The organism is Treponema sp. (assembly GCF_052169735.1).
Lineage (GTDB): Bacteria > Spirochaetota > Spirochaetia > Treponematales > Treponemataceae > Treponema.
Genome location: NZ_JBQNBW010000030.1, coordinates 1 through 18,008, shown reverse-complemented (window position 1 = coordinate 18,008; position 18,008 = coordinate 1). Strand labels below are relative to the sequence as shown.

Annotated in this window: 15 protein-coding genes; 9 read left to right on the top strand and 6 right to left on the bottom strand. The window is 43.0% G+C overall.

Translation table 11 applies throughout. The features are described from left to right. Window positions 1-69 precede the first annotated feature (69 nt). Entirely contained in the window at window positions 70-567 is a 498-nt protein-coding gene (locus ACTTJ8_RS06450) for a hypothetical protein (RefSeq protein WP_442720667.1), read from the bottom strand. Window positions 568-697: 130 nt separating this feature from the next. Here ACTTJ8_RS06450 and argS point away from each other — a divergent pair, with 130 nt between their 5' ends. The 8 genes from argS to ACTTJ8_RS06410 all read left to right on the top strand — a co-directional run bounded on the left by argS (window position 698) and on the right by ACTTJ8_RS06410 (window position 14,348). Continuing rightward, the gene (gene argS, locus ACTTJ8_RS06445; protein WP_442720675.1) at window positions 698-2,461 is read left to right on the top strand and encodes an arginine--tRNA ligase; all 1,764 of its coding nucleotides are present in this window, start codon (window positions 698-700) and stop codon (window positions 2,459-2,461) included. Between the two features lie 244 nt (window positions 2,462-2,705). After that, a complete protein-coding gene (locus ACTTJ8_RS06440) occupies window positions 2,706-4,616 on the top strand; it encodes an adenylate/guanylate cyclase domain-containing protein (RefSeq protein WP_442720666.1) in 1,911 nt (636 codons plus the stop codon). Continuing rightward, on the top strand, window positions 4,582-7,353 hold the full coding sequence (locus ACTTJ8_RS06435; protein ID WP_442718723.1) for a FecR domain-containing protein: 2,772 nt from the start codon (window positions 4,582-4,584) through the stop codon (window positions 7,351-7,353). The genes ACTTJ8_RS06440 and ACTTJ8_RS06435 overlap by 35 nt, the downstream gene beginning before the upstream one ends. Beyond that, window positions 7,343-8,605, top strand: a complete 1,263-nt coding sequence (locus tag ACTTJ8_RS06430; protein ID WP_442716254.1) for a fibronectin type III domain-containing protein — start codon at window positions 7,343-7,345, stop codon at window positions 8,603-8,605. The genes ACTTJ8_RS06435 and ACTTJ8_RS06430 overlap by 11 nt, the downstream gene beginning before the upstream one ends. Before the next feature lie 3 nt (window positions 8,606-8,608). Continuing rightward, complete coding sequence (locus ACTTJ8_RS06425; RefSeq protein WP_442720665.1) at window positions 8,609-9,520, top strand: uracil-DNA glycosylase; 912 nt, start codon at window positions 8,609-8,611, stop codon at window positions 9,518-9,520. Window positions 9,521-9,523: 3 nt separating this feature from the next. Then, window positions 9,524-11,539: a replication restart helicase PriA gene (priA, locus tag ACTTJ8_RS06420; protein WP_442720664.1), complete on the top strand. Its 2,016-nt coding sequence runs from the start codon at window positions 9,524-9,526 to the stop codon at window positions 11,537-11,539. A 117-nt stretch (window positions 11,540-11,656) separates the two neighbouring features. After that, window positions 11,657-12,511 carry a type I phosphomannose isomerase catalytic subunit gene (locus tag ACTTJ8_RS06415; protein WP_442718719.1) on the top strand — a complete coding sequence of 285 codons (855 nt, stop codon included), beginning with the start codon at window positions 11,657-11,659 and terminating at the stop codon, window positions 12,509-12,511. Between the two features lie 145 nt (window positions 12,512-12,656). After that, window positions 12,657-14,348, top strand: a complete 1,692-nt coding sequence (locus ACTTJ8_RS06410; RefSeq protein ID WP_442720663.1) for a BamA/TamA family outer membrane protein — start codon at window positions 12,657-12,659, stop codon at window positions 14,346-14,348. A gap of 162 nt (window positions 14,349-14,510) precedes the next feature. Here the strand turns inward: ACTTJ8_RS06410 and ACTTJ8_RS06405 are convergent, their stop codons facing one another. Next, window positions 14,511-15,131 (bottom strand): DUF2812 domain-containing protein, encoded by a 621-nt coding sequence (locus ACTTJ8_RS06405; protein WP_442720662.1) that lies wholly within the window; start codon window positions 15,129-15,131, stop codon window positions 14,511-14,513. Window position 15,132: 1 nt separating this feature from the next. Further along, the gene (locus tag ACTTJ8_RS06400) at window positions 15,133-15,447 is read right to left on the bottom strand and encodes a PadR family transcriptional regulator (RefSeq protein WP_442720661.1); all 315 of its coding nucleotides are present in this window, start codon (window positions 15,445-15,447) and stop codon (window positions 15,133-15,135) included. A gap of 156 nt (window positions 15,448-15,603) precedes the next feature. Here ACTTJ8_RS06400 and ACTTJ8_RS06395 point away from each other — a divergent pair, with 156 nt between their 5' ends. Continuing rightward, the gene (locus ACTTJ8_RS06395) at window positions 15,604-15,894 is read left to right on the top strand and encodes an NADPH-dependent FMN reductase family protein (protein ID WP_442720660.1); all 291 of its coding nucleotides are present in this window, start codon (window positions 15,604-15,606) and stop codon (window positions 15,892-15,894) included. Between the two features lie 73 nt (window positions 15,895-15,967). Here the strand turns inward: ACTTJ8_RS06395 and ACTTJ8_RS06390 are convergent, their stop codons facing one another. The 3 genes from ACTTJ8_RS06390 to ACTTJ8_RS06380 all read right to left on the bottom strand — a co-directional run bounded on the left by ACTTJ8_RS06390 (window position 15,968) and on the right by ACTTJ8_RS06380 (window position 17,715). Further along, window positions 15,968-17,041 carry an NADase-type glycan-binding domain-containing protein gene (locus tag ACTTJ8_RS06390; RefSeq protein ID WP_442720659.1) on the bottom strand — a complete coding sequence of 358 codons (1,074 nt, stop codon included), beginning with the start codon at window positions 17,039-17,041 and terminating at the stop codon, window positions 15,968-15,970. 109 nt (window positions 17,042-17,150) lie between these two features. Continuing rightward, window positions 17,151-17,444, bottom strand: a complete 294-nt coding sequence (locus tag ACTTJ8_RS06385; protein ID WP_442720658.1) for a type II toxin-antitoxin system RelE/ParE family toxin — start codon at window positions 17,442-17,444, stop codon at window positions 17,151-17,153. A gap of 10 nt (window positions 17,445-17,454) precedes the next feature. After that, a complete protein-coding gene (locus ACTTJ8_RS06380; RefSeq protein ID WP_442720657.1) occupies window positions 17,455-17,715 on the bottom strand; it encodes a type II toxin-antitoxin system Phd/YefM family antitoxin in 261 nt (86 codons plus the stop codon). Window positions 17,716-18,008 lie beyond the last annotated feature (293 nt).

The following is an 18,008-nucleotide window of genomic DNA, read 5'->3' as shown; positions in this document are numbered from 1 at the left end:
CTGATTCGCGATCCGCTTTTGCTTTATTCGTTATTCTCTTACCGGTGTTCTTATTGATATGAAGCTTTCTCATTCTTCTTCATCCATGCTGTCATCAATGTTGGAAGAGAGCAGCAGAGTAAGCTTTTTCCCCATGCCGTTGACTGCTAAGGTGAGATTACAGGTAAATATATCAAGCGTACCTGTGATAATTGCTTTCGGTTTTGACATTGCTACCTTATAAACACCCGAAAGATTATCAAGCACGTATGCTCCGTCAGTATTACGCTGTATCAGATCGGCAGGGATCACACAATAAAAGAGCGAAGAAAACGGCATTTTCCCTAGTTTAAAACTGTCTGACCGTATTTCAATATCGCCGGATTTGAATTCTGTTACGGTTAAAAGCAGCTGATTTTCTACCTTCTTTTTTTCGATAGTGCTGTAAATCTTTTTTTCGACTCCGTTGGAAAGAGCGCTTACTTTTACTGTTTGACGGAATAATACTGTTCCATTCTGGGCAGATAGGAGCGCAGCAAAACAGAAAAACCAAAATCCGATACCTATAATTTTCACATGCTTTTTCATATAAACCATGATAATAACCGTAGCAAAAATGTCAATCATTATCGGTCGGCAAATACGCCGTTCAGTACCTCTTGCCGGAACGGTGATCTTTTTTTATACTAGAGACTTTGAACATGCAAGAGAGGTGTTTATGAACGATATACGGATATTATGGAAAGAAAGTATTGCACGGGCATTAACCGCGCTGCGCCCTGATGGAACTGAAGCCGTTTCTGCAGAACGGATTATTATGGAAACACCGCCTGATCCAAACTTAGGGGATTTAGGTTTTCCGCTTTTTAGTTTTGCAAAACTGATGCATTGCGCTCCGGCAAAAATTGCTGCGGATATACTGCCGCTCCTGCAAGCTGATCCGGCTGTACAGGGGCAGGGGACAATCAAAGTTGTTGGTCCGTATATCAATGTTTTTTTACCCAAGGGTGATGTCGCGGGGCAGATACTCAACGCTATTTTAACACAAAAAGATTCCTATGGTAAAACAAATACCCTTGCCGGTAAAAAAATCATGGTGGAGTTTTCAAGTCCGAATACCAATAAGCCGCTCCATCTTGGGCACCTGCGCAATGATGCCATCGGGGAAAGCCTTTCCCGTATTTTAAAGTTCGGCGGTGCAGAGGTCTATAAAACAAACATCATTAACGACCGCGGGGTGCATATCTGTAAGTCGATGTTGGCGTACCGTCTTTTTGGAAATGGCACCGATCCGGTGAAAGAAGGTATTAAGCCGGATAAATTTGTCGGGGATATGTATGTCCGCTTTCATAAGTACAGCAAAGAGCATCCCGAAGCGGAAGAAGAAGCCCAGGCACTGCTGCGGAAATGGGAGTCAGGCGATCCTGAAACGCTTGAGCTGTGGACGCTGATGAACGGCTGGGCTTTACAGGGAATCCAGCAAACCTATAAGCGGACGGGTGTTTCGTTTGATAAGCTCTTTTTTGAAAGTCAAGTGTACCGTAAAGGCAGAGCTGAAATTTTGGAAGGCTTGGCGCGGGGTGTTTTTTATAAAGATGAGGATAATTCCGTCTGGATTGATCTTGCGCCTATTGGATTGGATAAAAAAGTCTTGCTGCGTGGAGACGGCACTGCGCTGTATATTACTCAGGATATCGGGCTGGCAATTACACGGCATGGTGAATGGCCCTTTGATAAGCTCATCTATGTCGTAGGAAATGAGCAAATCTATCACTTTAAAGTGCTGTTTTATGTACTCAAGCAGCTGGGGCACGAGTGGTACACCGGACTGCATCACCTTGCTTATGGTATGGTCAATTTGCCGGAAGGTAAGATGAAGAGCCGTGAAGGTACTGTTGTTGATGCTGACGATTTGATTACCGACTTGAAAAACGGTGCGTTGGAAGAAATTGCCGCAAAGGGTAGGGAAGAAGCAGTTGGAAATCCTGAAGAGGTAGCCGAAAAGGTTGCCTTGGGCGCTTTGCATTATTTTTTACTGCAGGTAGATGCAATGAAGGATATGCTCTTTAACACAAAAGAGTCCCTCTCGTTTAACGGCAATACCGGTCCCTATATTCAATATATGGGTGCGCGTATTTCTTCTATTCTACGCAAGGCGGAAACTGAAGAGGGCAAGAATGCAAAAGCCGGTACGGTAAAGCCTGAATTGCTCGGTTCTGAAGCTGAATGGGCGCTATTGAAAAAACTGGAAGAGTTTCCCGCTCAGATTGATAAGGCGGCAGCTCAGTACACCCCGACACTTATAACCGGGTATTTATACGATGTGTGTAAGCTCTTCAGCAGATTTTATCACGACTGTCCTATTCTAGCAGCGGAAAATCCCGATACTGCTGCAACACGGTTGGCTCTTGCCCGTGCCGTTCAAATTGTACTGAAAAATGCAACAGAGCTGGTACTGGTACCCTTCCTTGAGGTGATGTAACAGTAATACTGCTTATAAAAATAACCGTAAGAAAGTTTAAGGATGAGGGCATCTTCTGGAGCATGTAACCGTGGTTCTTTTTGGGTAGTTTTATATTTCTTGGTATATCTATCTTGCGGTAAATAAAAAGTTATACTAAAATTACCACTGTTTGATCATAGATATAGAATGACTAAATGGGGACGTTAGCTTATTATATGAATTTCCCGGAGAAGCTATGATCACTTCGAATGCGGAGATATAAATGGCTGAGCAAAAAGAAAAACAGACAATGAAGCCGGAAAAGGTACGGTTTCCAATAGGTGCAAAGCTGGTTATTATGATTTCAGTTTTGCTGCTTATAGCACTGGGAACAATTACCATGCTGGTAACATGGTTCGGTAGTGAAGAGGTTCAAATCACTGCCGAAGAAAACAACCGGACAGTCAATGCACAGACGGCAAGCGCTGTGGAAAATGAGCTTTCATCTATCAGGGCGAATGCGTTTTTGCTTTTAGATATTCTTAATACGGCGGAAAGTACGAGCGGTTTTGCAAAACAAGCTGCTGCGTTTTATTTTGAACGGAATCCATCGGTAGCTGCCGTATTAGTAACGGATTCCCGGCGTTCTGATGGGATAGAGCGTACCTTTTTTAATACAACCTTCTTTTTAGCCCATGAGTTGGATTCATCTCTTGTACGGACTTTTTTGAAACAAGAAAAGGATGTCGCATTGCAGGTTGAGCGTGGAATTATGAAGATACTCAATGCTGCGCCGCTGTTTAATCAGCCGATGCTTGTCCTGTTTTATCCATATAAAGAGAAGGGGTTGTCACAGGGACTTGCTGTTTTCTTTTCAGCAGAAAAAATAACTGATGGTTTTGGGCAGGGAACGCTGCAAACAACCTATTTAGTTAATGATACCGGTGATATTTTAATTCATCCCGACTTTGAACTTGTCCGCAACGCTACAAATGTTGCTTCTTTTCCGCTTTTTACGCAAATGCGTGAGAATGGTGATACCAATCGGCAGATGCTTTTTGAGGACGCGCACGGTAAAAAGCACTTCGGGTCTTATACCCGGCTTTCACTTGGCGATTCAGCGGTGCTGACAACAGCGGAAGCCGCACAAGTACTGGAACCCGTTAACGATACGGCAAAGCGTAATCTCTATTTAAGTATTGCAGTCCTTGCGTTTTCAGCAATGTTTGTCTGGTTTGTGTCAAAATCAATTAGTACACCGATCAAATTACTGACTGTTGCGGCACATCAAATCGAAGCAGGTCAATATGAGCTGTCTCTTAAGCCGAAAACGAGGGACGAAATCGGGCTTTTGACTTCGAGCTTTGTTCAAATGGGTAAAGGTCTTGCAGAACGGGAGCGGCTTAAAGATTCGTTCGGTAGGTTTATCAACAAAGAGATAGCGGAATTGGCAATGCAGGGGCGCTTGGCTCTCGGTGGTGAAACAAAGGAAACAACAATATTCTTTTCCGATATCCGCTCTTTTACTGCTATTTCTGAGAAGCTGCAGCCGTTTGAGGTTGTCGGGTTCTTAAATGAATATATGACTCAGATGGTAGAGTGCGTAAACGATACTCATGGTGTTGTAGATAAGTTTATCGGTGATGCCATTATGGCTGTATGGGGTGCACCCACATCGGCTGGTTCCCCTCGGGAGGATGCGCTCAATTGTATTAGGGCTGCACTCCGTATGCGTGCTGCGCTGATGCGGTTTAACAAAGGTCGCGGCGGTGATAAAAAACCGATTATCCGTATTGGATGCGGTATTAACTCAGGTCCGGTTGTTGCCGGGCAAATAGGTTCGCAAAAGCGTATGGAATACACGGTTATCGGTGATGCTGTGAATCTTGCCTCTCGAACCGAAGCTTTGAATAAACCGATGGGTACTGATATTCTTATTACGGAGTATACCTATCGGCTGGTGCAGGATCAGGTACTGGTAGAAGAAATGCCTTCGGTTACTGTAAAGGGAAAGGAAAAACCGCTCCGTATGTTTGCAGTTGTCAATATGCCGCATGAAACAGGTATTCCCGGTGCAGGGGCAAAAGGTCCTACCAGTCTTAATCAGATTAGAAATGTACTGGGTATTCCCATTCCTGACTTTGCAAAGGTGAACCTCGATGAAGACGAAAAGAAATATAAGATCCAATCCTAGGGTTAATAATAGAGGGGCGGATGTTGCGGTTGTACTGCTTGCTTTACTGGTGATTTTTTTTGCTTCTCATCGCCTTATGGAGAATTTGAATAAGACGTTTTCGAGGACTGATAAAACACCGGTAGCAACCGTTACTTTTAAGTATAAAGCAGTCCAGCGGAAATTTCTTGACCGTGCTGTATGGGACCGCCCGCAGCAGAATTCTCCTGTTTACAACGGGGATACAATCCGCACAGCGCCTAATGCGGAGGCAACGCTTTATTTTGTCGACCGTAATGTGGTTGATCTTGGGTCAAGCACGATGATTCAAGTTTTTGTCAACAATGAAGAGACACAGATTAACTTGGATAGCGGTCTTGTGTCTGCTGTAACGTCGGATTCTTCCGATATGGTGATTAGCTCTGAAAATACTACAGCAAAGGTAGCAAGAGGCTCCACGCTTCGTGCTGATAAAAGTATTGTAGGAACTACTCAATTTGTGGTTGAGAAAGGTGAAGCCGTACTGAGCGGACAGGATGGAGCAGAAGATAGCCGTGTGTTAACGCAGGGGGCAATAGTGCAAACCGGCACAGAGCAGCCCTTTGTGATGATTAGTCCCGGAAAAAGCATAAAGTTATTGAATCAGAGCGGAAAAGGCGTTGACGTTCCTTTTCAATGGCAGACTACTGTGCAGACTGGAGATGATTTATACCTTGAAACGGCGCCTTTTAGTAATTTTTCCGATGAAACACAGCGCTATACGGTTACCGGATTAACGGAATTTACTATTCCTCAGCAAAAAAATTCATTTTATTGGCGGCTCTATGCAGGAGAAGCTGCTGGTGATGAACAATCGATGCTAGGCGGTAAAATTACTATTGTTTCGGCTCCAGCGCCGGTATTGCTTGAACCTGTTTTTGAAGCGAAATATACCTATGTGGAAACTCCTCCTTCGATCAGGTTTTTGTGGGAAGGCAATACACTGGCAGCATCCTATTTGTTAGAAGTTGCCGATAACCCCGATTTTAGGAATCCGCAGTTTAGCCGCTTTACCAATACACAGTCGCTGACCTTGCCGGAATTTACTGAAGGAACATGGTATTGGAGAGTTACCCCGCGGTATCTGATTGGGACAGAAAGTGCTCCTGAGTCTTCAAAGATAGCATTCTTTCATGTTGAGCAGCAAAATGCAGTGCAGGAAGCTCCTCAAGCGCTTTTTCCGCAAGCCATGGCTGAAACAGCCCGCGGGCAGGAGATGACATTTGCATGGAAAAATAAGTCCGAAACAAAATCATACCGGCTTAAAGTTGCAAAAGATGCCCAGATGAAAAATATAGTGGTCGATACGGTTGTTGAATCCAATTCTTTTAAATTGGCGGATGCCGCAGCCGTTTTGCCCAATGGCGATTACTATTGGACAGTGTCCGGTATTGACTCCAAGGGGATGGAGACGGCAGCAACTGCTCCGGTTCGGTTTGAAACAATGAACAGTGATTTTTCGCTGCGCAGTATCTTTCCTCCTGAAGGGTTTACCATTGCTGACACGTTGTGTCCTGATGTTCGGTTTACATGGAAAACAAATGTGGAAGCCGATAAGCGTTTTCAAGTGTCCGCTTCTCCTGACTTCGAAAGGCTAACTGCTGATGTGACAACAAACGGAAATGGGATTGAAGCTGTTTCTTTACCGAAGGGGACATGGTATTGGCGAGTGATTACTGAAAGTAATGTAGGTACGGTAAAGTCAGAGGTAAAACAAGTTGTCGTTGCGGAACCGCTGGAAAAGCCCCGCTTATTGGGTGTTACTCAAATGGTTATGGTATTGGCGGAGAAAAAAAACAAGTTTGCATGGACACCTGTTGCAGGCGCTGATTATTATCAGTTGCGTATTTTCAAACCGGGGTATGAGGATGACCCGATTTATGAGAATTTGTTTGTTACTAATACAGAAATCGAGATGCCGTTGCACCATGTTGAAGACGGAATGTATCGGTTGAGTATTCAGGGGTTTTCTGCTGCATCGATAACATCTACGCGCCGGTACGGTCTTGCCGTTGATCATGATTTTATGTTGCGCCAGCTTCGACCTGTTGAGCTTCTTCACCCTCGTGACGGCGCTTCTGTAAAGGGACTTGACGCTGCACTTCAGCCCTTTAGCTTTAAGTGGTCGGCAATGGTAGAACCATCTTCAGCGCAGTTTATTTTGCAAAAGAAGGGTGCTACGGCGCCAGTACTGGCTGTGCAGAATCCCTCCAAGGAGGTACAAGCTCCTTGGTTAGATGCAGGTAAATATACATGGGAAGTAAAGGCAACGGTTTTTGAAGGTTTTGATATTTCATCATCGAAACCCTATACTTTTACGGTACTTCCCATACCGCCGCTTCCTCCTGCTTCTTTTATTGTGCCGGAGCAAAATGCTGTGCTCAATGCTGCATTCTTTAAATCTTACCGTAGTATTGATTTCCAGTGGACTAAGGTACCTGATGTAACACATTACCGCTTTACTTTACGGAATGCCAAAGGTAAGCCGCTTGTTACGCGGGATATCCTAGCGGATGCAGCAGAGACCCCTGAATTTAACTTTCAGGAAATTACCCTCTTATCACGTGGTTCTTTTACGGCAGAGGTGCGGGCGCAGCGCCGGTTGAGCAACGGAAAGGTGTTCCAAGACGGTACTGTTTCCCGACTCAGTTTTGAAATCGATTTACCGAAACCGACTTCGGTGAGGGTCGATGAAACAGGGGTTTTGTATGGTAGATAAGTATTTTGTTATGATTTGTGCCGGTCTTTTGGCTCTATGTCTCTTTCCGGCGGCTGCTCAGGAGCAAGCCGGGGTACATGGCGAAACGGCAACACCGGAGCAGAATACGGAGACAGTAGCGGAAGTAAAACTGCCGGTGAACGAGAAAAAAAACTATTTTCTGCAGGAGACTGATGAGGGTATTACACTGGTGCAGCGGCTTTCGTGGGAGGCGATCGACGATATTTTCGGTTTTGAATTTCAGCTTGAGAAGTTTGACAAAAAAACAAATGTTTGGAATATTATCGATCAGGATATTGTAAAAATTAATTATAAGGATGTATCGCTGCCCCCCGGAAGTTACCGCTACCGGGTCCAAATTATCAACTTGCTGGAGCAAAAGGAAGAAATGAGTGCATATCGTAATTTTGATATCCGCTTAGCATACCAGCCGGAGATAGCGGCTATTTCGCCTGGAGTGATTAACTTTGATGAATTGGAATCACAAACGCTCACTGCTACCGGTAAGAATCTTCATGAAGATACTGTGTTTACACTTACAGATGAACTCACTGGAACTGTTTTGCAGGGGACGATTGTTCAAGTAAATGAAGCAGGAACGAATGCGGTGATAGGGGTTGAGCTTCTGAGAGCGAATCCCGGTACCTATACATTTGCAGCGGTGGATCCAAGCGATTTACGGGCAGCGAAGCGGGGGATTGTATTCCGCTTTCAAAAACCGATTGATGTTTTTATTTCAGGTAACTATGTTTTTAATGGTTTTATCGGAAATAAGGTACTCAAGCAGTATTTTGCTAGCGATATTGCCCCGCTTGCCGGAGGAATACGCTTTACTGTTGTACCGATTAAGCGGTTCTATGGCAATTTCGGGATCAATCTTACGAGTTCGGGAACTTATTTCAAACATAAAGCTGACGGATATACAGTAAGTACCGGATTGCTATTCACAAATCTGAATGCTGTGTATTTTTATCCCATTATCAGACGCCGTTTAGTACTCGATGTTCATGCCGGTGTCGGTTCAATTTTTATGTTTGGTCCACTGTTTACTTATCATACTAAGGAAGTGCTTACAAGTGATAAGACCTGGTACTGGGGGCTTACATTTAATGCCGGTACTGCGCTCTATATCTATCTTTATAAAAGACTTTATGTAGAAGTTAATCTTGATCATATTGTTCCCTTTCGGGGTGGAAACGGCTATCCTGCGTATATCATTCAGCCGCAGGTCGGAATCGGTTGGGAATTTTAGTACATGATTCAGCCTGATGACTGTGAGATATTATATCATTTTTTTAGAACAGGCTCTGAGTACATAAAAGGATACCGTTCTGATGCACCCTATCCTGAAAGTTATGCCGTCGCTGCCGGTAGGGTATCCGCAGCTGTGCAGGAAGGGGCTGGTAACGCTCCACCTGCGGTAGGTATCTCCGGCAGGGATATTGCTTCCGGTTCTTTTGTTCCGTCCTTTACGGATCGCCATAGCGGGTTGTCTGTTGTTTCCGGCAGCGAGCAAAGGTGCAGCGGCTGTGCCACTGCAGAAGCTATAGCACAGTCTGCTCTGTCTGATGGGGATGTTCTTGGTTCGCTCCAAGCAGTGTATGCTGCCGTAGCGCAGTGCGGTGCTTGTAAACTTGCTGCAACGCGCACTAAGCCGGTAGCAGGGGAAGGTCCGGAAGAGCTGTCCCGCCTCAGCAATTCAGTTGAGGTTATGGTTATCGGTGAGGGACCGGGTGCAGATGAAGACCGGCAGGGCCGCCCCTTTGTCGGGAAGGCGGGGCAGCTCCTCGATAAGATGCTTGAAGCCATTCAGCTGTCCCGTAAAACTAATTGCTATATTACAAATGTGGTAAAATGCCGTCCGCCGCAGAACCGTGATCCTGAACCTGATGAACGGAGCTGCTGTGCTCCCTTTTTAGAAGCGCAAATCCGTTTAACCCGTCCTAAGATGATCTTAGTACTGGGGAGAGTTGCGGCGCAGCATCTTCTCCAAACATCTGAAGGAATAGGCAAGCTGCGCGGCCGTTTTTTTGAATATAGCGGTATACCGCTCATGCCTACCTACCATCCGAGTGCGCTGCTGCGGGACGAAAGTTTGAAGCGTCCCGCATGGGAAGACCTCAAACGGTTCCGTTCCCGGCTGCTGACGCTGCAGGGGCAGGGATAGCGTATGGCGCAATGGCTGGAACTTGTCTTTAAACTCCCATTATATCAGTCTTTTTTTTACCGTAACCCTGCCGATTCTGAAACGGTGCAAGGTGCAGAATCCGCTGCCTCGGTATCGCTGGTGGGTAAAAGAGCAGCTGTCCGGTTCGGTTCTCGAAAGCTCACCGGTTTTATCATAGCAGAACATCATGAGCTGCCGAAAAGCTGCCCTTTTGCAGCAGCTGATATAAAGCCGATTGACCGTGTGATTGATGCGGAACCGCTTTTTGGAGCAGAGCAGGTGGAGCTTGCCCGCTGGATGTCTCACTTTTATATCTGCGCAGAAGGGGTTGCTCTGTCTGCCATGCTGCCGTCCGGTAAGCGCGAAGCAGGGGAGCTGAATACCGAGGGCTTTGAACTGAACGGGACGGACTTTTCCGCTGCTGCATTCAATCTATCGGATGAGCAAACTGCGGCAGTCGATGCGATTACCGGCTGCAATACCGGTGATTTCTTTTATGTGTACGGCATTACCGGGTCAGGGAAAACAGAGGTGTTTTTACAGGCTGCTTCGCGCGTGCTTGCTGCCGGAAAATCTGTTATCTATCTGGTGCCGGAAATTACTTTGAGCCATCAAGTAGCAGACACAGTGAGGCAGCGCTTTGGTGACCGCTGCGCAGTGCTGCACTCAGGGCTAACCGGCAGCAAGCGGCTTGCTGAATGGCGGCGTATAGCACGGGGTGAGGCACGGATTATTGTCGGTGTGCGCAGCGCTGTTTTTGCCCCTGTCTGTAATCTAGGGCTCATTATCATTGACGAAGAGCATGACGGATCGTATAAATCGGGCTTTACCCCGCGTTACCATGCACGGCAAGTTGCTATGTACCTGTGTAAAAAACACGGCTGTCCCTTGGTGATGGGGTCGGCAACACCGTCGGTAGAGGCATGGCATTTGATGCAGACGGGAGGAATCCGTACACTACGGCTTACCAAGCGGCTTTCAGGCGGCGCCTTACCCCGTATCCGCATTGAATCGCTTTTAAGTACGCAGGGGGCTTTAAGCGGCGCCCTTATTGAAGAGATGCGGCGTACTAAGGCTCAAGGTAAGCAAAGTATTATTTTTTTGAATAGGCGCGGATTTTCTCATTTTTTTAAGTGCAAAAACTGCGGACATGAGGTATTATGTAAGAACTGCTCCGTGCCGCTCACCCTTCATAAAAGTGAAGGATTGATGAAGTGTCATTATTGCGGTTGGACGGCACAACCTCCTACCGCCTGCCCTGAATGCGGTTCTATAGAAGCCGGATATACCAGTATCGGTACGGAATATATCGAAGAGCAGGTGCGCAAGGCGTTTCCTGACTGTACCATTCAGCGGATTGACACCGATGTGCTGCAAAAGAATAAGGAAACGGTGCGGATTCTTCATGATTTCCGGGATGGTAAAATCGATATATTGCTGGGTACTCAGATGATTGCAAAAGGATTGAACTTCCCCGGTGTACGGCTTGTGGGCATTGCCCTTGCTGATACCGGCTTGCAAATGCCCGATTTTCGTGCATCGGAACGTAGTTTTTCGCTGATCATGCAGGTAGCGGGTAGGGCAGGGCGGTATGTACCTGATGGAGAGGTCATTATTCAAACCTATAATCCCTACCATCCTGCGATTGTGTGCGCTCAGCATAGCGATGCCGAGTCTTTTTATAGCCAAGAGCTGCAGCAGCGCCGGGTGTTAGAGTTTCCGCCCTTTGCCCGGCTTATCCGGCTGGTATTCCGCAGCAAGGATGAGCAGCAAGCAGAGGCAGCGGCATATAGCGCCTGTTCTGTGCTGAAAGAGCTGCTTCCTGCGGCAGGGGTAGAAATACTGGGACCTTCAGACTGTATGCTGTCGATGGTTGCGGGTAATTACCGGTTTCAACTGCTGCTGCGTGCGGCAGTACTGGCTCCGGTTCAGAAGGCTGTGTACCGGTTTATCACGGAATACCGGTGTGCAGCCGGCGTGTATATTGAAACGGACGTTGATCCGGTAAACTTGTTATAACTAAGAAGATTAAACCTGTTCCGAACGGTAAGTGTCAGAATAGGTTTATGCGTGTAGAAGGTTAATGCTCACAAACCGTGCCGGGCTTGTTGATCGTTCATCCGAGGAGAAAATATAATGTTTAAAACAAAGCCGTTCATTTCTGAAAGAGTTTGGGGCAACGAGCGCTGGATTGTGTCGACTCATAAAGCAGGTTTATCACTGGTGGATAGTACGGATCCGAGTATGGCAGGTGAATATCTTTCTGATGTAATCCCGCAGCCCTACCCAATACTGATAAAAGTTATTCAGGCTGATCAAACCTTGTCTGTACAGGTACATCCGGATGATGCCTATGCACAGATACACGAGCACAGTCCCGGCAAAACTGAATGTTGGTATATTCTTGATGCAGTACCGGGGGCAGAAATTGTCTACGGGTTGAAAGAAGATTATTCAGCCCAGGAAATTTATGCTGCACTTGAAAATGGAACACTAGAAGGACTGCTTCGCTCTGTTCCTATTGAAAAAGGTGATTTTATTTTTATCCCTGCCGGTACGGTTCATGCCATTAAAGGCGGTATACGGCTGCTGGAAGTACAGCAGGCAAGCGATATAACATACCGTCTCTATGACTGGGGTCGTCCGCGCGAATTGCATATTCATAAAGGGCTGGATGTTATCCGCTATCTTCCTGATATGATGCTTAGCCCCGAACACCCCTTTCGCGGTAAGGCAACCTGTATCTATTTTAAGCTGGAAAGAAAAACGTTTTCTTCACGCGGGATTCTCTCTTTTGGTGATTTTACAACGCCGGCGGCAAAAACAGGATGGGGGTGTCTTTTTATTATTGAAGGAAGCGGTGTGCTTGAAATGGCAGGGGAGTCTCCGCTGCGGATTAAGGCAGAAGATTGTATTATGGTACAAAATAGGGCAACACTCGGTGTTATCCCCGATGAAGATACAACACTTTCTTTGATGATGATAGGATAATACGGGGATGAAGAACATCCCTCAGTTCTGATGATAAATCACTAGTTTCTCGGTTAAAGATAAAGGATAAAACATGATAAAAAAACATAAAAGCGGAAATATGTTTTTCTGTTCTGCTCTACACGTAGGTAAATACAGTCTCCTTATGATCAGTTTATTACTGTTTGCAGGGATGCTTTATGCGGAAGAGGATGCTGCCGTTCTACCGGACGCACCTTTCCCCATTGAACGGTACCAAATTACGGCAGTGCAGTATGCTATTAAGGGACTTACGCGCGAGTATCCGCTTTCCCGTGCCGTACCGATAGATACTGCACGTATTTTTGAGCTGGAAGACAAGCTCCAGCAGTATATTACCGAGCTTGAGCAGCGCTTTAAAAATATCAGAAGTATTGAGTCAGCTGTAATCACGGTAGACTATGGAGTTCCTACTACGGATGGACTTATTCCCGTTACACTGACAGTCACTGTGGTTGATACGTGGAATTTTATTGCGGTGCCCTATCCTTCATTTGATTCAAACACAGGGCTTCAATTAAAATTGAAATTGCAGGATTTTAATTTTCTCGGGACATTGCAGCCCTTAAAAGCTGATATTGTGTATCAGTCTACCGAAACGGATAAACAAGTTTTTTCCTCTACACTCAACTTTAGTTTGCCTTTTCGTGCCGGTATATTTGACATGGCATGGGGGAGCAGCTTTGGTCTAACCTATGTATATCAGGAACTGCCTAAGATAACTTTGTCGAGCGGTTTGGAAGCGGCCTACAGGGTAAACAAGCATTTTTCGCTTCGCTTCGGTATGGTACCGGAATTGATTATTAATGACCGATCTTCATCAAATACTGCTGATGCGGTATCAACCAAGCTGCCTTCGCAACCCGTAGATCCTACAGGGACTACTTCATCGCCGAATACTGCTACAGATGCGGTTCCGGCTCTTTCTCAACGTACACCTGATGAAGAGATGGATGATACTAAATCAAAAACGGTCGATAAACAGGAGCCTGCGGTTCTCGGTTATGTGTATCCTCATGATCGCTATTACTTTAAAACAAGTTTTTATATGAGAACTCCAGTCAATATCACCCAACTAAAGCACTTTGGGTCATTGATTTGGACTCCTTCTATGAGTATTGCCGGAAATTGGGCTTTTGATGGTATTCAAGCGGAGAATTTAAAGGTATGGACATTCGGCTGGGGGCATACGCTTTCGTTTGGCAAGGTTAACTGGATTGGAAATTTTAGGAAAGGACTTTCCGTCTTGTTCGATAATACTTACTCTTATCGTTTTTATAAAGCAAAAAAAATGGCAATCGGTTTTGCTGCCTCAACGGCGGGATATTATCCCTTTTTTGACCGGTTTGGCGTCTATGGGCGTGCTCAGCTTTTCTACCATCTTTTCAATGTAGAAACTCTACAGGCGGGTGCAGCATTGCGGGGAATTTTGAATAAGCGGCTCAGTACAGATACCGGGATTGCATTCAATATTGATCTGCCTATCCGTATTGCCTCATTTGATTTTCAAGAAATTACGGGTGTGTCATGGGTGCGCTTTTTTAATTGTGATGTCCATCTCGTGCCCTTCCTTGATATTGCATTAGTACATGATACTAAAACCGGGCGCTATTACCACCCTGCAGACGGATGGTATGCAGGCGGTATGGAAGTTATCGTATATCCTCAAAAGATGCGGAGTATTTATGTACGGGCAAGCCTTGGATTCGATTTAGCTGAACTGAAAAATGTACCGGGCTTTAATAAGATCGGAGGACGTGCAAAGCGGGATGGCGAGCCAATCTCGGAAATCTTTATTGGTATTGGCGTGCACTATTGATACTTTTGTGATTTTATTGCACACAACCGCAATAGTTTCTAAATGTCGTTCTAACGGGAGGCAGATAAGCTGCAAGAATCGAGGAAGCCTTTAGACTTTTGACCTTCGCCGGCAGCTTAATCTGCATACTGGATGTCTTGTATTTATTCGTGGGGTCTAATATCAATCTGTTAACTCAGACTCCTTTTTATATTTTTTATAGTTTTTTTGTGCTTTGTATACTATGCTTGCAACTATCAATGTAATTAACCCGATAATCCCACTTAAAATAATTTTAGAGACTCCAAAGTTGCTTTCGTATACTTTATACGCAGAAAATACAAACAATGCAAAAACAATGATAAATCCTTGCAAATAAGCATTCTTGATATTGTTATAGTGCTCTGCCAAATCGGAATTATCGGTCAACAATTTTTGCGGTTCTTTTCCGTTATTTTCAACTACGAGTATTTCTTTATTAAAGCCTTGAAAAGAATTAGCTATTTTCCCATCACCATGTGCATACGGTCTAAATCTAACTTTTCCAAACACTATGCTGCCTTGGTTTAATGGAGCTCTATACACCCTTGTTCCATTCTCTTTTAGCATTTGTATATAGCTATCATTTTCGCGTGATGAGTTTGCGCCTATAAATTGTGTAGAATAAGAATAATTTTTATCGGTTTTTTCAAAATTATATACGAAATTATTGATCGCCTTTAATCGATAACCTTTTTTAGCCGTTTCATTTAGCCATGTTTCTAAATCACTTATCGGGTCTAAAAAAAATTTAATTTTCTGCATATTATCTACCTCTTATATTTTTTATCAATAATTGAAGTTCCTGCAATCGTTTCTCTTCTTTTTTAACCTGTTCTTTTCCCGATTCGGTTATAATATAATTGACTTTTCCATCGAATCTTGAAGATTCAACAATCCAGCCTTTTTCTGCCAGATTTTTTATGGCTCCATAGAGAGTCCCCATTCCCAAAACAACTCTTCCATCGGTTTTTTCTTCAATAAATAATTTAACTCCATAGCCATGCAGCTCCTTATATAAGGCTAATAAAACCAATAATGTCGTTTCCGTTAAAGCTCCACTGGATATATTGTCTCTCACACTTATTGCTTCCTTTCTTTTGCATCACTATTCGTAATATATCACTATTCGTAGTATTTGTCAATAATGAATATTTTACTTAGCTTTTAGTTGATAAGTCATAAATCTTACATTGAGACAATAACACCACAGAAGAATTTTCCTGATTACCATTAAGTGACACAAGTCATCAACCTAACGGGGAGGGGGGGACGTGACATAGGCTCGACTGCGTTGTTGACTTTGAAAACGGTGTTAGGTGATTATAATTTTTTTATAGGGTTTGAAAAAGCTTTGCACAAAAAAACCGAACAAAGCGAAAAAATCTGTATGGGCATATTCGGCTGTAAAGGCTTTGATACCTTCGACCCTTTAAAACTCATCGGCGGTTTAAACAAGAACAGAGCGAACGAAAAGGATTTTAAAAACGCGATCGATTTTTTTGAAAAAAATATTATGAATGCATAAAGGTTTTATAAAAGTCGGATCATAAATTTTGAAAATTATTCTGGTTTCTCTGACCTAAACGGGCGTTAGACGATTATTTTTCAAATATCCAATTTCCATCTTCTGATTGAAAATCTAATTCAGCAATACATGTATCATTATATTTTTTTCCTTTATACAATTCCTTTACATAAAAACCATAATCAATCCAATTTATAATCTGCGGTTCAAGATTTTTATCTTTTAAGGTAACTGCCGTAGATTTTTCATTAAATGAATCAATAACTTTTATCCGATTATTATTTTTATAAAGCATTTCATTTTGTGCATATCCATTTATGATTTTCATTTTTATGCAGTTTGAATTAAGATTTTTTGAATATAATGCAATTTTTATTGTGCTATCCTCCGTGTCTTCTACATAACTTGTTGATGGATTACCATCAAAAGCATTTTGAATTGTATATTTAAACGGACGAACTTTATCAATAAGAGGATATGAATAATCGATATTAATTATAGGGATTTCCACATCCTGCCTTATTAAATGCAAACATTCATCTCCCAACCAGTTTTTATAAAAAGATTCATTTTGTAAATCTTTCCAATATTTAAAATTTGCGGAAGTAGAACGTTCGGTTCTTTCCCAGCTTTCACCATCATCAGAATCGGCATAATGAAATATTACACGCTTAGCGTTGTTAAACTCCAGAATTCCTATGATTTTATTACTTCGTTCTATAACCGATACATTACCATAATTATCTTCATCCCAGCTTGTTAACGTGCCATCTCCTGAATTCAGTATATAAATATATCCATATGATATTTCATGAAAAACCCCATTAACTTTTATATAAACCCATTGTCTAAGTCTCATTTTATTTTCATATATTTTTGAAAGGTTTTCATCGTTTAAAGTTTCATAACTTGTTAAAAGCCGATAGACAGCTCCATTTTCATAATTTTCTTCAAAAAGACGTACATATTTATCTCCATACTCCCCATCTCGTATGCTTTTTTGATTTTTAAAATATTTTAATATTTCGTCATCCGTACATTCTGTGATATTTTCATAATTATTTCCAAAAAGAATTTCTCTATAGTCATAAGTAAAGCCTGGAATTGAAGTAAATATTAACAATGAAAATAAGATTATCTTTTTCACTTTTTCCTCCTAAAAATTAGTACACCGGCGACATATTCGTATAACAACTACTTAAACTATTTTGCGGCTTGTCCGCAATGTCAGCGTTGAAGCGGGTGTTAGGTTTTATTTATATCAAATTATCATAATCTCTTTTTGCATAAAAAATACGCATTATTGAAACTTCTTTTTTGTCATCATTAATTAGATACAACGCAATGTAATTTTTCTTAAAAAGAAATCTGTGATATCCTTCTGCTTGTAGTACTAAATCATTACTTAAAGGATACATATACGGATTATCTTCAATATTTGTTTTTACTTCTACAAACTCTTCAAGCAAACTGCCCGCAGCTTTGGGATTACAGAGCGTATTGGAAATATATGTTATTATTTCTGATAAATCTTCTTCTGCTTTTTCCATAATTCGGACATTATAAGCCATGTTTTTCCCTTATACGGAAAACAGCATCCTCGACAGAAGAATATCTGCCGCTTTTCATGTCTTGTCTTGCTTCTTCAAGTTTCCCGTACACATTAGAAAGAAAAAGATTTTTTTCATAGGTTTCCATACTCATAATGACCATGTCGCCATAACCATTTTTTGTAACAAAAATCGGTTCTTTTTCCTCATGGCATATTTGAGAAATTGCTGTAGTATTTTTTAAATCCCTTATCGGAACTATTCTCGGCATTTGTATCTCCTGATGGGATTATTTTACCACATATCTAGGTATTTTGTCTATAAAAAATGAAAAATGTTCTTCATTGCCGCACTGTATAAATTTTATTTTGCAATTACTTTCTCATGGGCAGCAGGTAGAAAAGCAAAAGTTACATTATTTTCATAAAATCCTCCTATGATTTTATAAATTTATTTTTGGTCGAAATAAATGGTATAGGCTGGTTCCGCGCCTGCATGTCTTTAGGCAGGTCAACCTAACGGGCGGCGGATAAGCTGCAAGAAGGGAGAAAGCCGAGAGGCTTT

What these genes read in the sequence shown, in the direction of transcription:
- ACTTJ8_RS06450 (WP_442720667.1), bottom strand. Translation starts at nt 567, where the DNA reads ATGAAAAAGCATGTGAAAATTATAGGTATCGGATTTTGGTTTTTCTGT.
- ACTTJ8_RS06425 (WP_442720665.1), top strand. Translation starts at nt 8,609, where the DNA reads ATGATTCAGCCTGATGACTGTGAGATATTATATCATTTTTTTAGAACA.
- argS (WP_442720675.1), top strand. Translation starts at nt 698, where the DNA reads ATGAACGATATACGGATATTATGGAAAGAAAGTATTGCACGGGCATTA.
- ACTTJ8_RS06435 (WP_442718723.1), top strand. Translation starts at nt 4,582, where the DNA reads ATGAAGACGAAAAGAAATATAAGATCCAATCCTAGGGTTAATAATAGA.
- ACTTJ8_RS06410 (WP_442720663.1), top strand. Translation starts at nt 12,657, where the DNA reads ATGATCAGTTTATTACTGTTTGCAGGGATGCTTTATGCGGAAGAGGAT.
- ACTTJ8_RS06385 (WP_442720658.1), bottom strand. Translation starts at nt 17,444, where the DNA reads ATGGAAAAAGCAGAAGAAGATTTATCAGAAATAATAACATATATTTCC.
- ACTTJ8_RS06440 (WP_442720666.1), top strand. Translation starts at nt 2,706, where the DNA reads ATGGCTGAGCAAAAAGAAAAACAGACAATGAAGCCGGAAAAGGTACGG.
- ACTTJ8_RS06380 (WP_442720657.1), bottom strand. Translation starts at nt 17,715, where the DNA reads ATGCCGAGAATAGTTCCGATAAGGGATTTAAAAAATACTACAGCAATT.
- ACTTJ8_RS06415 (WP_442718719.1), top strand. Translation starts at nt 11,657, where the DNA reads ATGTTTAAAACAAAGCCGTTCATTTCTGAAAGAGTTTGGGGCAACGAG.
- ACTTJ8_RS06430 (WP_442716254.1), top strand. Translation starts at nt 7,343, where the DNA reads ATGGTAGATAAGTATTTTGTTATGATTTGTGCCGGTCTTTTGGCTCTA.
- ACTTJ8_RS06405 (WP_442720662.1), bottom strand. Translation starts at nt 15,131, where the DNA reads ATGCAGAAAATTAAATTTTTTTTAGACCCGATAAGTGATTTAGAAACA.
- priA (WP_442720664.1), top strand. Translation starts at nt 9,524, where the DNA reads ATGGCGCAATGGCTGGAACTTGTCTTTAAACTCCCATTATATCAGTCT.